This window comes from Clostridium tunisiense TJ (assembly GCF_000300195.1).
In the GTDB taxonomy this organism is placed as follows: Bacteria; Bacillota; Clostridia; order Clostridiales; family Clostridiaceae; genus Clostridium_J; species Clostridium_J tunisiense.
On record NZ_AMQH01000011.1, the window covers coordinates 244,775 to 258,999 of the forward strand.

The 14,225-nt window shown below is 30.3% G+C and carries 16 protein-coding genes; 3 read left to right on the plus strand and 13 right to left on the minus strand.

Annotated features, from left to right (window positions below; all coding sequences use genetic code 11):
• Nucleotides 1-27: 27 nt before the first annotated feature.
• Entirely contained in the window at nt 28-849 is an 822-nt protein-coding gene (nudC, locus tag C661_RS0111220; protein ID WP_017415413.1) for an NAD(+) diphosphatase, read from the minus strand.
• Nucleotides 850-1,161: 312 nt separating this feature from the next.
• On the opposite strand from nudC, the gene C661_RS0111225 reads away from it, so the two are divergent.
• The gene (locus C661_RS0111225; protein WP_017415414.1) at nt 1,162-1,923 is read left to right on the plus strand and encodes a YhfC family intramembrane metalloprotease; all 762 of its coding nucleotides are present in this window, start codon (nt 1,162-1,164) and stop codon (nt 1,921-1,923) included.
• Between the two features lie 193 nt (nt 1,924-2,116).
• On the opposite strand, the gene C661_RS23960 is transcribed toward C661_RS0111225, so the two are convergent.
• The 4 genes from C661_RS23960 to C661_RS0111245 all read right to left on the minus strand — a co-directional run bounded on the left by C661_RS23960 (nt 2,117) and on the right by C661_RS0111245 (nt 4,485).
• Complete coding sequence (locus tag C661_RS23960) at nt 2,117-2,272, minus strand: hypothetical protein (protein ID WP_017415415.1); 156 nt, start codon at nt 2,270-2,272, stop codon at nt 2,117-2,119.
• Between the two features lie 49 nt (nt 2,273-2,321).
• Nucleotides 2,322-3,137: a metallophosphoesterase gene (locus C661_RS0111235; RefSeq protein WP_017415416.1), complete on the minus strand. Its 816-nt coding sequence runs from the start codon at nt 3,135-3,137 to the stop codon at nt 2,322-2,324.
• Nucleotides 3,138-3,380: 243 nt separating this feature from the next.
• Nucleotides 3,381-3,746: a DUF4363 family protein gene (locus tag C661_RS0111240; RefSeq protein WP_017415417.1), complete on the minus strand. Its 366-nt coding sequence runs from the start codon at nt 3,744-3,746 to the stop codon at nt 3,381-3,383.
• Between the two features lie 10 nt (nt 3,747-3,756).
• Nucleotides 3,757-4,485, minus strand: a complete 729-nt coding sequence (locus tag C661_RS0111245) for a DUF421 domain-containing protein (RefSeq protein ID WP_017415418.1) — start codon at nt 4,483-4,485, stop codon at nt 3,757-3,759.
• Between the two features lie 196 nt (nt 4,486-4,681).
• Here C661_RS0111245 and C661_RS0111250 point away from each other — a divergent pair, with 196 nt between their 5' ends.
• The gene (locus tag C661_RS0111250; RefSeq protein ID WP_017415419.1) at nt 4,682-4,984 is read left to right on the plus strand and encodes a hypothetical protein; all 303 of its coding nucleotides are present in this window, start codon (nt 4,682-4,684) and stop codon (nt 4,982-4,984) included.
• Nucleotides 4,985-5,218: 234 nt separating this feature from the next.
• Here C661_RS0111250 and C661_RS0111255 read toward each other — a convergent pair whose 3' ends face one another.
• Nucleotides 5,219-5,596, minus strand: a complete 378-nt coding sequence (locus C661_RS0111255; protein WP_017415420.1) for a VOC family protein — start codon at nt 5,594-5,596, stop codon at nt 5,219-5,221.
• Between the two features lie 191 nt (nt 5,597-5,787).
• Here C661_RS0111255 and C661_RS0111260 point away from each other — a divergent pair, with 191 nt between their 5' ends.
• Nucleotides 5,788-6,525 (plus strand): MBL fold metallo-hydrolase, encoded by a 738-nt coding sequence (locus C661_RS0111260; RefSeq protein ID WP_017415421.1) that lies wholly within the window; start codon nt 5,788-5,790, stop codon nt 6,523-6,525.
• A gap of 338 nt (nt 6,526-6,863) precedes the next feature.
• Here C661_RS0111260 and C661_RS0111265 read toward each other — a convergent pair whose 3' ends face one another.
• From C661_RS0111265 to ric, 7 genes are all read right to left on the minus strand, one after another.
• A complete protein-coding gene (locus tag C661_RS0111265) occupies nt 6,864-7,094 on the minus strand; it encodes a glutaredoxin domain-containing protein (protein ID WP_017415422.1) in 231 nt (76 codons plus the stop codon).
• Between the two features lie 186 nt (nt 7,095-7,280).
• Nucleotides 7,281-7,715 carry a MarR family winged helix-turn-helix transcriptional regulator gene (locus C661_RS0111270; RefSeq protein ID WP_017415423.1) on the minus strand — a complete coding sequence of 145 codons (435 nt, stop codon included), beginning with the start codon at nt 7,713-7,715 and terminating at the stop codon, nt 7,281-7,283.
• 2 nt (nt 7,716-7,717) lie between these two features.
• On the minus strand, nt 7,718-8,263 hold the full coding sequence (locus C661_RS0111275; protein WP_017415424.1) for a glutathione peroxidase: 546 nt from the start codon (nt 8,261-8,263) through the stop codon (nt 7,718-7,720).
• Between the two features lie 524 nt (nt 8,264-8,787).
• Nucleotides 8,788-10,986, minus strand: a complete 2,199-nt coding sequence (locus C661_RS0111280; RefSeq protein WP_017415425.1) for a penicillin-binding transpeptidase domain-containing protein — start codon at nt 10,984-10,986, stop codon at nt 8,788-8,790.
• A 157-nt stretch (nt 10,987-11,143) separates the two neighbouring features.
• The gene (locus tag C661_RS0111285) at nt 11,144-12,193 is read right to left on the minus strand and encodes a hypothetical protein (protein WP_017415426.1); all 1,050 of its coding nucleotides are present in this window, start codon (nt 12,191-12,193) and stop codon (nt 11,144-11,146) included.
• 62 nt (nt 12,194-12,255) lie between these two features.
• A complete protein-coding gene (locus C661_RS21785; protein WP_017415427.1) occupies nt 12,256-12,924 on the minus strand; it encodes a YiiX/YebB-like N1pC/P60 family cysteine hydrolase in 669 nt (222 codons plus the stop codon).
• A 297-nt stretch (nt 12,925-13,221) separates the two neighbouring features.
• Nucleotides 13,222-13,920: an iron-sulfur cluster repair di-iron protein gene (ric, locus tag C661_RS0111295; RefSeq protein WP_017415428.1), complete on the minus strand. Its 699-nt coding sequence runs from the start codon at nt 13,918-13,920 to the stop codon at nt 13,222-13,224.
• Nucleotides 13,921-14,225 lie beyond the last annotated feature (305 nt).

Genomic DNA, 14,225 nt, shown 5'->3' on the forward strand with positions numbered 1-14,225 from the left:
GTTACTTCTCCTTGATTTATTATTAATTTATTTTTTATTTAAATCCACATACCAATCAATTAAGGATCTAGCAATACTAATAGAATTAGGTACTTGAGGCATACTGTCAGCTGAAAACCAATAAGCTTCAGCAATTTCATTTTTATCTATATTTATTTCACCGCTATCATATTCTGCAGTAAAGCCCACCATTAAAGAGTTTGGGAAAGGCCAAGGTTGGCTTCCAAAATATTTTATATTTTTAACCTTAATACCAACTTCCTCCATAACTTCTCTAGCAACACATTGCTCTAAAGTTTCTCCTGGCTCAACAAAACCTGCAAGGACACTGTAAAATGGGAAATTAGATTTTGCATTTCTAGCGAGAAGAAGTTTATCCCCCTTAGTCACAGCCATAATTACAGCAGGTGATAGTCTTGGGTAATTAATAAGTTTACACTTAGGGCAAGCTTTTCCAAATTCATTAGGAAGCTTATAGGTTTCCCCGCCACATTGTCCACAAAACTGATGTGTTTTATCCCAAGCCATAATTTGAATTGCACGACCAATAAACATGAAAAATTCCTCATCTACTAAATTAAATAGCTGCCTTAGCCCTCTAAACTCCATACCTTCAGGAACCACTGCTTCGTTTGATAGTTCTGCTGAGTAATACTGGTTATCATATCTTTCTCCTAAATCTTGTACTCTTACTGGAGTTAAGTTTAATTCCTGTAAATCCTCAACTTGAGGGATAATAGCTTTATCATTTTCTATTTTTACTAATAAGTCGTTGCCACGAAAAGCAAACCAAAATATGGGCTTTTTATTTAGTAATGAACTGTCCTTCATTAGTGAATCTTCCATCATTTTATTCCCTTCTTTCATTTATCCTAAGTAATTTATTACTTCCATTATACTACTATCTAACATAATTTATAATATATCTAAATTCCTAAAATAATAATTTACTTGTAAAAAAAACTTATCATTAATATAATTAAATTATTATTTGTAATATTTTTCCTATGTAAGTTTCTTTTAATTTAAGCAACTCTAGAACATACTAATCCTTATGATTTTACATTAAATACGCCTTAAGTATAGTACTTTAATATCTTTGCATATAAATCTTACAGTACCACATATATATAATTATTAAATAAATAAGGGGGTCTTTTTATGGTTAGTACTATGTCTATAGCTAACATGGTAATTTCTTTAATTGCAACTTTAGCTGTTGTGATTATAAGTTTTATCTATTTTTACAAAAAAGAAAAAATTACTATTAAACCCGTACTTATAGGAGCTGGAACTTTTATTTTATTTTCTCAGGTACTAGAGAAAATACTTCACTCTATTGTAATTAATAATAAAGTTTTTACTAATCCTTTAGCTTTTGCTATTTATGGAGCCTTGGCTGCTGGTATTTTTGAGGAGTGTGGAAGATTTATTGCCTTTAAAACCTTGTTGAAAAATAAGCATCAGTGGAAGGATGGAATTGCTTTTGGAATTGGCCAAGGTGGGATTGAAGCTATTCTTGTGGGAGTTTTATCTACCATTAATTATTTAGTAATATCTAGCCTTATAAATGCAGGAACCTTTGAACAAACTCTCGGTGCTGCCGTACCTTCAGAATCTCTAGCACAGCTAAAAGGTGTTTTAACTGGCCCTTCTTCCATGTTTTTAGCTATAGGTATAGAAAGAATTTTTGCTTTTGCAATGCAAATTGGTCTTACCATGGTAGTCCTTTACGGAGTTAGGCATAAAAAGAATCTCTACCTACTCCTTGCTATACTACTTCATGCACTTATGGATGTTCCTGCTGCACTTTATCAAACTGGTTTTTTCACAAATGTTTGGCTGGCAGAATTAACATTCTTTGGTTTTGCTATAATTGCAGTACTTTATATTAAAAAATCAAAAAGATCCTTTGGTGATTAAGGTAGGCTTCCATGATGAAAATTTAGCTTAATCATTACCATAAAGTTTTAAGATAACTAAGGTAAGAGTAATGGATAAGTAAGTGGCAACTTTGGTTTCCTATATAAAATAAGTTCTTATGTTGACATTTGTGTGATAATCATAAAAAAAGCAAAAGCACTACTGTTACACCAATAGTACTTTTGCTTTTTATTTAATATCTTATAATATAGTATATTACATATAACCACCCGAAAATCCCATGGACAATTGCCCAAAATATAGATTTCCAAGTAGTAAAGGATATTACCATGGCAAGACATGTACCAAAGCTTATGCCATTCTTAACTATTTCTTTTTTCTTCCCCATATTAAACCCCCATTTAAAATTGCTTTAATTTTATATATGAAATTTTTAGCTACTCAGTTAATAAAGTTACTTCTACAATTTCTGGTTTATTGAATAATCTTTGAGGGAATAGACTATTTCCAAGTCCCCTACTTACTATCATTGTAGTATCATCTAATACATATTTTCCATTAGTATACTTAGGAAACATTCCTTGACCTGGAGCTATTAATCCTCCAATGAAAGGAAGTCTCACCTGTCCACCATGAGCGTGGCCTGAGAACACAAGATCTAATTTATAGCTGCTATATTCTGATATATATTCAGGTTTATGAGCTAATAGAATTTTAAACTTACTTTCCTCAAGATTTTTAATTGTTGCTTTCACTGTTTCTTCCAATGGTTGTTGAAGGGGGTCATCTATACCAAGAATATAAATTTCCTCTCCATTTTTAACAAGATTCTCATTTTTATTTCTAAGGACTTTAACCCCTATTTCTTTTAATCCCTTTTCCAAGGCTGAGAATTTCCTTGATCTTATCTCATGGTTCCCATTAACATAATATACTGGTGCAATTTTAACTAGTTCCTTCATAAACTCTAAGCTTATTTCCTCATTATATCTTCTGCTATCTATTAAATCTCCTGTAAACACAATTATATCTGGACTTAAACCCTTAACTTTTTCTGCTACCTTATGACCAAAATTAAAAAAACTTTTATTATGAAAATCGGATAAGTGAACAATTTTATACCCTTGAAAGCTTTTTGGTAACTTTTTTGATGCGATATTAATTTTGTTTATAGAAACTAGATTATTCTCACAATATAAAAATATAATAAAAAGTATTATTAATAAAAATATTAACCATTTTTTCTGTTTCATTTATGTAACTCCAATCACTTTTAATGGGCTAAAAACTTTACTAACAATTATAATCTATTATACCATAAAATGTCTCCTAGAAGGCAGGTATTCATCTATTACAAAACATCAAGATAAAATATAAGCTCTACCTAGAATTAACAATCTTAAAAACCACTGAAAAGCCTTACTTTTCAGTGGTTTAAGTTTATATTTATGAATTAACTTTTTAAGATTATTAACCATTAAATCTATTTGCTTAACCTAATTTCCCAATTGATCCCAATGTTCATAGGCTTCATAGAGTCCGTCTATTGCTAAAGCCTTATTGTTGGATTTAATAGCTCCCTTCAATCTTGCCAAACTTACATTTAGTTCATTTATTTCATCTCTTTCAGAGCTAAACTGAGTCCTATTTATTAGTTTATTCCAAGTTTCTTGAAGCTCCTCACTATGGAGTTTAGCTTCTTCCCATCTATCATTATTAATATCCTCCTCTACAATAGTTACAAGTTCCATGAAGTTTTTATTATGAACCCTTGTGGTTTTTAAATAATTTCCACTAAGCATAACCACTACGAAAAGTACTATAGTTACAATTGGTATGCTCACAACTAAAAACTTTCTCATATTTCCCTCCTTAATAAGGTCCTTTGTAATCTCCGATATCCTTAATGTTTTTTAGTTCATCTTTATATTTATCAATATAAAAAACTCCATTATCATCTAGTGTAGCAAGAAAAACTTCTGAGGGCTTCTTTACATTATATTTTTTAAGTTCTTTCATTAACCATCTTTCATCTTTTCCTAATTCTTTTAAGTTTTCATGAAAAACTACTCCATTATATATTAACTCCGTGCTTATAGCTGCTTGCTGAACCTTTTTTTTCATATCCTTTGGAGTCACAGGTTGATATTCTGACTTTTTAAGTACTGACAATTGCCCATTAGGCTCAATAATTGCATACTCAACTTGATTCAAATCAAAAACATCTTTGTTTCTTAACATTTGTAGCAAATCAGCTGCTCTGAACTTCATTTTACTTAATGCACCTTCCATTATCTTGCCATTCATAATAACAATTGTTGGTTCACCATCTATATATTTCCCTATGTAAATCCACTTATTTGTGATTACCTCCATAAGATATCCAAGGGCTGCCCAGGTAATTAATCCAACCCAATGAGGCCACGCTCTGCTGGATAGGTCTGTAGTTAAAGTGGCAGCAATAGAACCAATTGTTATGCCTAATATATAATCGAAGAAATCCAATTGACTAATTTGTTGCTTTCCAAGGACTCTTGCAAAAATTAATAACGTAAAGAATCCTATAATTCCTCTTACTAGTACTACTAGCCCCTCATTCACATTCATCCCTCCTATGATAATTATCGAGTTCTCAACTGTATTTTAACAAACTTCCAACTCTCATGTTATGATTTACTTATCTAGGATAATTATACCTATTTATTAAAAGCTATTGCTTAATACTATTCCAGTATATTACAATTATCATATATTATATTTCATCTATGATCTAATAAAAAAGGATGTGGAAATTTTAATGAGTCAATCTGAAAATTTCTTAGAAAAATGGAATAAGTATAGGCAACTTGGAAAGGTAAAATATGTCCTCTTATTTGGAGTTCTAATAGATACTTTATACTTTTTATTATTTATTACCTTAATACTTCCTATGTTGAAGTATAACTTTAATTTTCACTATTATTCTTGGTTTAACTTTATAAAAAATGCTGCTATCGGAATTACTGTTGGTCCTATTATAGGTTTTATTACAGGATATACTCAGTGGAATGCAAATGAACACAGGCATGCTGCTGTGATGGAGCATGAAGATAGGCTATAAGGAAGATTAAACTCTATAATCCTAACATAGAACTTTTACGGAATCATGTTTTTACCTCAATAAATAAAGCAAAAGGAGCTAATACATAGCTTATAACTATGCAACTAGCTCCTTATAATTTATTGTTTTCACTTCACTCATATCTTAGAAGTATAACTTCTCACTATTTTTTTAAGAGGAGTTATACTTCTAAGCACTTTGAACAAAGTGAAATTATTCGTTTTTTAATGAGTATTATAGCTCGTGTTTTTCTGGAAGTATTTCAATCCAATAACCGTCTGGGTCCATTATGAAATATATTCCCATAACCTTATTTTCAAAGCAAATGCAACCCATTTCTTTATGTTTTTCATAAGCTTCATCAAAGTCTTCTGTAACTACAGCTAAATGGAATTCAGCTTCCCCTAGGTTGTATGGTTCTTTTCTATCTTTAAGCCAAGTTAACTCTAGAGTAAAACCTGTAGTTTTATCTCCCATATAAACAAGAGTAAAACTGTCATCTGGTGCATTATATCTTCTTGCTTCCACAAAGCCTAGTGCTTCTTCATAGAATTTCATACTTTTTTCAAGGTCTAAAACATTAAAGTTAAAATGATTAAAGGTAAATTTCATTCCAATTTCCGCCCTTCTAAATAAATTTCTATGTATAGTATACACTATACAAGAATTAATAGTAAAATATAACAAGGAAAAATTAATAAAGGTTCTTCACCAAATCAAGGTTCCATGAAAATATGAAATAAGCTAGTTTTCACCCTACTAAACCTAAAGCCTGTAAATTTCTAAGTTAAGGAGGTAAAAAAATGAGTAATATTAAAGCTAAAATTCATTATATTTATCATAGTGGATTTGCCCTTGAAACCCAAAATAGTTTTTTAATCTTTGATTACTATAAACACCCAAGCCTTGATGAGGGTTTAAAAACTGAGGATATTTTAACCCCTGAAAACCTTAGGTCTAAAAAGAAGGTGTTTGTTTTCTCCTCTCACAGTCATGGAGATCATTTTAACCCCCAGATTTTAAACTGGGAACAGTATAATGATAACACTGAATATATCTTAAGTAGTGATATTGAAATAAGTAACTTGAAACCAAATTACACTATAATTTCTGAAAGTGAAGAAAAGCTTATTAAGGACATTTATGTTAAAGCTTATGGATCAACAGATCTAGGAATTTCCTTTCTTGTTAAAGTAGATGGCTTAACTATTTTCCATGCAGGTGACCTTAATTGGTGGCACTGGAAGGAAGATTCCTTAGAGGAGAGAACCTTAGCTGAAAAATCCTTTAAAGAAAATATAGAAATCTTGAAATCACAAGTAAGTAACATTGATATAGCCTTTTTCCCTGTTGATTCAAGACTTGAAGAGTTTTATTACATTGGTGGAGAATACTTTTTAAAGGCGCTTCACCCTAAGTTATTTATTCCAATGCATTTTGGGGATGATTTTTCGGTAACTAAAACCTTTGCAGAGAAATTTAAACTTCCTAATACTACCTGTGTAGAAATAAATCATGGCTTCCAGGAAATCTTGTTTTAACAATTATTGTGAAAAAGTTTATCAGTTCTATTTTAAAAACAGCATAATCTAAGTGATTTTACTAAAGTAGTAGCAATTTACTTAGATTTAACAGCTTTGAAGGCAGATTTACACTGCTACCAAAGGAATTCCCATAAACTGCTCAACTGCTACTTATAAACCTTAGCAGACTTAAAGTTCCCAAAATGTTGTTAAATTGCTACCTTAAATAGGTTATTTAAAACACAAAAATCCCTAGGGAAAAGTTCCCTAGGGATTTTAAAATTAATAACACTAATTTAAGAACCTTTTTAACTCTATAGGTCTTTCCTTAGAATTTTATCTCTAATTTATAATTCTTATAAATTAAGAGCAGAAGCAATTTTGTCCTTTTCAAAACCAACAAATTCTTCTTCATTTATAATTATCACTGGTACTGACATATAGCCTTTTTTCATTAGAGCTTTTCTAGCTTCCATATCCTTAGAAATATTGTGTTCAATATATTCTACATTCTGCTCCTTAAAAAACGCCTTAGCTTCATGGCAATATCCACAAGAATCACTGCTGTAAATCTCAACTTTTTTCATAATTTTACCACCTTTCGTAATCTATATTTTATATAATTCTCTTAATTTTAGGGTTCTATATAGAGAAACAACTTTAACTTTTAAAACATTATTTCCATAAGTGGTTTCTCCAATGACATAGGCAAGCTCACTGTAATCTAAATATCTAACCTATTCTTAGAGTGAACAAATTTCCATCCTGGAAGCCTATATATTCTCCAATGTATTTAACATTTCCTTAAGTTTATCCTTTAAAAGTATTGCTTCTTCAGCTGAAAGTCCTGTAGAACAAAATAATTTAGCGGGTATTTCTACTGCCTTATCTTTCATCTTAACTCCAGCTTCTGTTAACCTTACATAAACATTACGTTCATCCTGTTTATCCCTAACTCTTACAACTAATTCCATAGCCTCTAGCTTTTTTAACAGTGGGGTAAGGGTTCCAGAATCAAGATGAAGTTTTGTTCCTAGTTCTTTAACAGTGACATCATCCTTTTCCCACAACACTAATAAGGTTATATACTGAGTGTAAGTTAAGCCTAATTCATCCAAGAAGGGCTTATAACGCTTTGTAACCTCTTTTGAGCAAGCATATAAGGCAAAACATAGTTGATTATCTAACTTTAATAGTTCGTAGTTCATAATTATAATAATGCTTCAATATGTGGTTTTATATCCATTGGTTCTGTTGTTGGTTCAAATCTTTCCACAATCTTGCCTTCCTGATCTATTAAAAATTTAGTAAAGTTCCATTTTATAGAGTTTCCTATTAAGTAATCTGGAAAGCTCTCTTGAAGGAAGCTGTTAAGAATTTTGCCTGATGGATGAGATAAATCAAAGCCTTTAAAAGTTGTATTTTCAGTTAAATATTTAAACAGTGGATGAGCATTTTTTCCTCTTACATCAACTTTCTCAAATAGTGGGAAAGATACCCCATAGTTAAGTTGGCAGAAACTTTGAACTTCACTATTATTTCCTGGTTCTTGCTCTGCAAATTGGTTACATGGGAAACCTAATATTTCTACACCTTTATCTTTATATTCTAAATAAAGTTTTTGTAAATCACCGTATTGAGGAGTAAAGCCGCACTTACTTGCTGTATTTACAATAAGTACTACCTTTCCTTTATACTCTTCTAGAGATACCTCTTCTCCATAGATATTGTTTAATTTAAAATCATAAATATTCATTGTTAATCCTCCTTAAAATTCTCAGCATTTTATCTTATTCATTTAAAAATCAATTTATTCATTTTGTTAGTATGAAATTCAATTTTTATAAATTCTAATATATAAAATTAAATTGTATGCAACTAATCTTTATATTATTATAATACTACTCCTAATCTATTTAGTCAATAGCTGAAAAGTAATTTTTTCTAATAATTTGTTAATTTAATTAACTTCATGAATATATATAATTTTGAGCTTGTTTACTTATATAAGTTGCAAAATTATTTCTACATTATAAGATAATTTTAAGCAACTTATATTAAAGAGAATTTAAAATAGAATTCCATGTATTTATGCAGTATCTTTATTACATTCTATATAGATAAAAGAAAAAGAAGGGTATTTTCCCCTTCTCTAAATATTGTCTTACTACCTATTTCTTTTATAGCTACATAATGTAATCTAAGTCTTCATCACTTAAACTAACTATTAAAACTACTTATAAAATAAATTATTTTACAAAACTAGTATTTTTGACACCACTAACTTCTTTTTAAGTAGTATTCTAATATGTTCTTAACCTTAGGAACTACTAAATGACTTCCCCCTCTTGACTTCACATCTTCAATCACCATAGAAACAACAATCTTAGGGTCATCTAAATTTAAAGCCACAAACAATCCATTTTCTTTTCCTTCTTTATCTTCAGCACTCTTTTTTAACTCTGCAGTACCAGTTTTACCTCCTATTGTAACTCCAGCTATGGTCCCCTCATGGGCTGTTCCTTCAGGGTCTGCTACTACAGCTTTTATTCCCTCAACTAGGGGACTTATGTTTTCATTGGAAATTGCATTAGCTTTCCAAACCTTAGCCGTATGTCCTTGGGTAATATCCAAGGCAGGTGACAAAATGTTGCCCTCATTTACTAAAGAAGAATAAGCAAGTGCTAAGTGTAGTGGAGTCATGAGAACTTCTCCTTGACCATAACCTGTATCTGCTAAAAGTATATCCTTAGAAATCTTATTTTCATTAGCAACTTGTGTATTTTCCATTGGATATTCAAAAGGTAACTCCTCACCTATACCAAAGGACATTGCTCCCTTTGCAAAATCTTCTTTTCCTATATTTAATGCTGCCATTCCAAAATATATATTATCTGAATACTTAAAAGCATCTCTTAAATTAACTGGTTTTCCTGGGTCCTTAACTCTGGTGATTTTATAATTTCCCCAGGAGTTACTAGGCTGCCACTGATTCCCCTGAATGTTTACTCCCTCTTCTGGTTTTATAACTCCCTTGTTAAGACCTATGGCCCCAGTTATTAACTTAAAGGTAGATCCTGGAGAGTAAGAATTATTAAATTTGTTATCAAATTCATCTATAGGAGTTGCTTCCCAAGCTGTCTTCTGAGTATCAGTTGTATAAGTTGAAAATACATTAGAATCATAGGAAGGTGAACTCACCATAGCAAGAACTTCTCCTGTTTTAGGGTGAGTTGCAACAGCTGCTCCTGATTCTTTGTTCATTTCTTCATAAATCTTCTTTTGTAATTGTAGGTCTATAGACACCTTAATATTTTCTCCATCCTGAGGCTCTTTTTTTCCTACTTCAATAACTTCTTTCTTTTCTGAGGTTCCTCTCTCTATATAAATTCGACCTCCTGCTTCTCCCTTAAGTCGTTTTTCATATACTTGCTCTAATCCTTTTTTGCCAATTAGACTATACTCATTATAGCCTTGATCCTTTACTTTTTCTAATTCCTCTGCAGTTATGGCTCCAACATATCCAATCAATGCTCCACAGGCTTCCTCACCAGGGTAAACTCTTCCCATTTCTTCATTAACTTTCACTCCATTAATTTGTAAAAGGTAATCTACCTTTTCCTTTTCTTTTGAAGCTACCTTTACTATTGGCACAAAGTAGTCTGGATTAGTATTTCCCTTTAATTTACCTTCAATTACTTCAGGTTTTATATCCAGCAGCTTAGCCATTTGAATAATTTTATTTTCTTTATCTTCCTCGAAAAGTCTTGGATGAATCCCTACTGAATTAATCTTTGAATTTACAGCAAGTCCAGTTCCACTTCTATCATAAATTTCCCCTCTATTAGGATGAAAAACTTCAGCTCTTACCTTGTCTCCTGGCTCCATATAAGGAAATATAAGTCTTTCGTTCCATACTACCTTCCAAGTATTTTTCTTTTCTACTTTTTCCTTTGCAAGTGTTACTTCATATCCTGGTATTTCCACCGTCCCTGCTAAAGTGTTCATTTTAATAGAAAAAGGAATCTTTACATTTTCTTCTTTAGTTTGCTTTAAATCTTCCATCTTCGTTGCAGTAATGTTAATGTCCTTAGCTTCTATTCCTTCATAGATATTAGTATATCGCTTTATAAAATCCTCTTCAGTAATTGCAGCTTTTGAACTTTGTGAAACCATGGTATACATAGCTTTAAAATCCTTATTCTGCCAACTTGCTTTATAGGCCTCAAAAGCATCCTGAGGATTCTCTTTTTTACTGCAGGCAGTTAATAGCACTACAAAACTTAAAATAATTGTAGTAGCAGCAAAGGATTTAATCCCTTTAAAAATGCGAAGCCTTCTCTCTTCTTTATTGTTTTTATTTTCATATATCTCCGATAGAGCTTTCCCCTTTAAAGAAATCTCATTCTTACGTCTATTAGCTTTTATAAAACTTCCGAGATAGTTCTTTTCTAATATTTTACCTAAAGGCTTATCCATAAATTGCACACCTTTCTTTAATTGTTTAATTGATATATTTATGATTATATCATATTTGTAATTATATTCAAAATATTCCCAACATAAACAAAACTGCTAACAATATACTGTTAGCAGCTTCTAAAGGTTTGAGTATGGTCTTGATTTATAGGTAAAATTATTCTTTTATATAGAAGGATACAAAAAATTGATCTTTAGCTTTTTTTATATCAAACTGGTTTATTAAACTAAAGTTTTTAGTATCATAAATATATATTTTTTCCCCATCTGAAGATATAAACCTATTTTCATTTATATAGCTTGTTTTATTATCATTTTTACTACTAAATACATTTACCTCCATTGTGTTTAAATTTATTTTTGCAATTCTATTATTTGTTTTATCATTATGATAACTATGCTCTACTACATACATATAATTATCGTAATAATGCAAGTTAAATAAATTATTAAAAGGTAGCTCTACTATTTTAGTAGAAAAATTATTTAAATTTAGTTCTATGATTTGGTTAGTCAAATTATCATTTCCATCTCTATTTGATAATATATACATATTATTATTAATTATCTTAGCATCAGTTATAAAGCTTAAGTTAGGTAAATCTACTGTGCTGGATATTTTAAAATTAGTTTTATCTAATACATGTATTTTCCCATATGTTTTAGTATTATGTATAATTCCAATTACATATAGGTTTTTAGTATCTTCCAACATAAATATACCTTGACCCTCAATTTCAGTAGAGTTTAAAATTGAGTTTTCATACAAATCAGTTTTTGATATATATGTGGTTGTTATGCTAGAACTTCCAGAGTAAGCAAATTTATCATCTATACTAAAATGAGTAGGTGTAATATTATCTGTACTTTTAATTTTCTTAGACTCCAGGTTATTAGTATTTAGTTGAAGTAGGTATTTATTAGGCTTATTTTCAGATATAGGACATGCATAATATACATAATCACCAGTACTTTCACCAAATTTCATGAAACTTGCCATTGTAATTCCACCAGCATCAATGGATTTACTTGATACATATTTACCGGTGTTATCATAGGTATATACTGTAGATTTAGAATTATTGCTTGCACTGAATATTACTCCATATTTGTATTCGGCATCACTATTTTTAAAACTAGAACAACCCGTAAAAAGAAGTAGACTAAATATGCACAATAAAATTATTAATATTCTAATTTTTTTCATTTCATTTCACCTCATTAAAAAAGTCATATGTTATCATGGCTATGGTAACATATGACTTTTGGTTAAATACCTTGAGTGTATATGGTATAAGTATTGCTAGATTGAATTAAGTCTATAGGAGATACTATTCCACCACCTTGATTCAAATTTAGACCAGTCTTTGTTTTATAAGCCTTATATACTAATTGAGAGCAATAGAAACGAGCTGTAGTTTCTATATCAAGGAAATTCCAGTTATAAGCTGTTCCTCTATATCCGTAAGCATAATCTGCTGCAGATGCATCTTGGGTTGAATCAGTTCCAGATGTTGTCGCGCCATATACTGTATTATATCTAGTATTCCATGTGTTAGAGTAAGTAGCGACACCTCCATCAGGGAATGATTCAACAGTAGTAGAGGAATTATAAACTATGCCTGCATGACCAACTAATGAACCGAATTTTCCATCTTTAGTTACTAAAATAACTCCTTTTCTTGTAGGATAGGATCCAGTTGAAGCTAGTGTTGGTATTTTAGTTCCATTGTCTGAAGCTTTATCAGGCAACACCATTTTGGACCTGTTTTCTTTAATTTGTTTATCTAGCCTTTCAAATTCTGCTAATTGTTGAGAAATAAATGTTTTGTCTACTTTTTCATTAACTTTGAGCTCTTGAGCGAAAGCTATATTTGTTGAGCAGGAAAGACATACCCCCAAAGTTAATATACTTGAAATGTACTTGAATTTTCTCATAATATTCTCTTCCCCCTTAAATATATTCCAATATAATTATACAATGTAATCAACTGATATAGTTCACTAATTTGGAAGTTTAACCAGTATTTAACACTACACTTTAAATTCAAGTAGAGCTTATATAAAGGCACTGTTGTGCAACCTACTTAATTGTTAGCTGTCCAGCAACTTTATTTTTCCACAAAAAAATGGTGTGATAAAACTACTTTTTTAAGTAGTTTTATCACACTCACTTATACTTTAAGGTATGGATATTAATGTTTATTAAATAAAGGAGTTTTTTAATTTAAAACCCTATATCATTTTAAATAACACACTGTTTTCTAAATAAATGTGAATAAATAAATCTTTCTCTAAATTATGAAGCTTATCATATACAAGTTTGAAAGTGGTGCATGCTCCTTCTGGAGCTTTGAAGTCTCTTGTGATTTGCTCCATTTCCTTAAGGATATCCCCTGCCGCATCATGCTCTTCTTCTGTTTCTTTTATGAACTTTTCAATACCTTCCTTATACTTTTCATCTTTTGTGTTTTCAAAAGCTTTGATAAGTGGGAATAAATTTTCTTCCTCTTTTACTAAATGCTCTTCAAGCTCAGTTTTAAGAGCACCAAATAATCTATGAACCTTTAATAACTCTTCAGCATGGTGGCTAAAGTGAACCTTTAAAACTTTAAATAGTAGAGCATCAATTTCTCTTAACTCTTTTTTAGTGAAATCATGATGTGTTTGCTCAATGTGTCTCATGAGCACCGTTGGCTTTTCTTTTCTCCAATCTCTATACTCAGCATTGGATTTTATAAATTTGTCATATTCCTCATTTAACTTTTCCACAATCACATCTGAATTTAAGCCTTTTTCTTTTAATGCTGCTCCTAAAGTGTCATGACCTCCACAGCAATAATCTATTTTTAACTCGTTGAAGATTTCACTGGAGCCTGGAAAAATTGAAACTACTTCACCTAATTTTTGATTTATATTAATTATTCTTTCCATTATTATTCCTCCTATTTTTTACTGTAATTTTTTCATTTTTTATTTTTACAACTAATAGTTTCTTGCTTTTTAGTATTTGTGTTTTCCTATGACTTTATTTTATATTTTTTTAGAAATATAAAATATGATTTGAATCACATTTTCAAAATAAGTAGTAAAATAAAAACTGCATGTCTTCACATAACTTTTAAAAAACTACAATTACTTATAATTCTTCACTTATATTTTAGAACCTACTATCTACAAGATTTTATTTAAACCTCTATAAATTAAGATAAGTTAAATTTCCTATAATAAAAAAGCCA

Bases quoted from the DNA above. Each gene is read 5' to 3' on its own strand.
- nudC (WP_017415413.1), bottom strand. From the start codon at position 849: ATGATGGAAGATTCACTAATGAAGGACAGTTCATTACTAAATAAAAAG.
- C661_RS0111225 (WP_017415414.1), top strand. From the start codon at position 1,162: ATGGTTAGTACTATGTCTATAGCTAACATGGTAATTTCTTTAATTGCA.
- C661_RS23960 (WP_017415415.1), bottom strand. From the start codon at position 2,272: ATGGGGAAGAAAAAAGAAATAGTTAAGAATGGCATAAGCTTTGGTACA.
- C661_RS0111235 (WP_017415416.1), bottom strand. From the start codon at position 3,137: ATGAAACAGAAAAAATGGTTAATATTTTTATTAATAATACTTTTTATT.
- C661_RS0111240 (WP_017415417.1), bottom strand. From the start codon at position 3,746: ATGAGAAAGTTTTTAGTTGTGAGCATACCAATTGTAACTATAGTACTT.
- C661_RS0111250 (WP_017415419.1), top strand. From the start codon at position 4,682: ATGAGTCAATCTGAAAATTTCTTAGAAAAATGGAATAAGTATAGGCAA.
- C661_RS0111255 (WP_017415420.1), bottom strand. From the start codon at position 5,596: ATGAAATTTACCTTTAATCATTTTAACTTTAATGTTTTAGACCTTGAA.
- C661_RS0111260 (WP_017415421.1), top strand. From the start codon at position 5,788: ATGAGTAATATTAAAGCTAAAATTCATTATATTTATCATAGTGGATTT.
- C661_RS0111265 (WP_017415422.1), bottom strand. From the start codon at position 7,094: ATGAAAAAAGTTGAGATTTACAGCAGTGATTCTTGTGGATATTGCCAT.
- C661_RS0111270 (WP_017415423.1), bottom strand. From the start codon at position 7,715: ATGAACTACGAACTATTAAAGTTAGATAATCAACTATGTTTTGCCTTA.
- C661_RS0111275 (WP_017415424.1), bottom strand. From the start codon at position 8,263: ATGAATATTTATGATTTTAAATTAAACAATATCTATGGAGAAGAGGTA.
- C661_RS0111280 (WP_017415425.1), bottom strand. From the start codon at position 10,986: ATGGATAAGCCTTTAGGTAAAATATTAGAAAAGAACTATCTCGGAAGT.
- C661_RS0111285 (WP_017415426.1), bottom strand. From the start codon at position 12,193: ATGAAAAAAATTAGAATATTAATAATTTTATTGTGCATATTTAGTCTA.
- C661_RS21785 (WP_017415427.1), bottom strand. From the start codon at position 12,924: ATGAGAAAATTCAAGTACATTTCAAGTATATTAACTTTGGGGGTATGT.
- ric (WP_017415428.1), bottom strand. From the start codon at position 13,920: ATGGAAAGAATAATTAATATAAATCAAAAATTAGGTGAAGTAGTTTCA.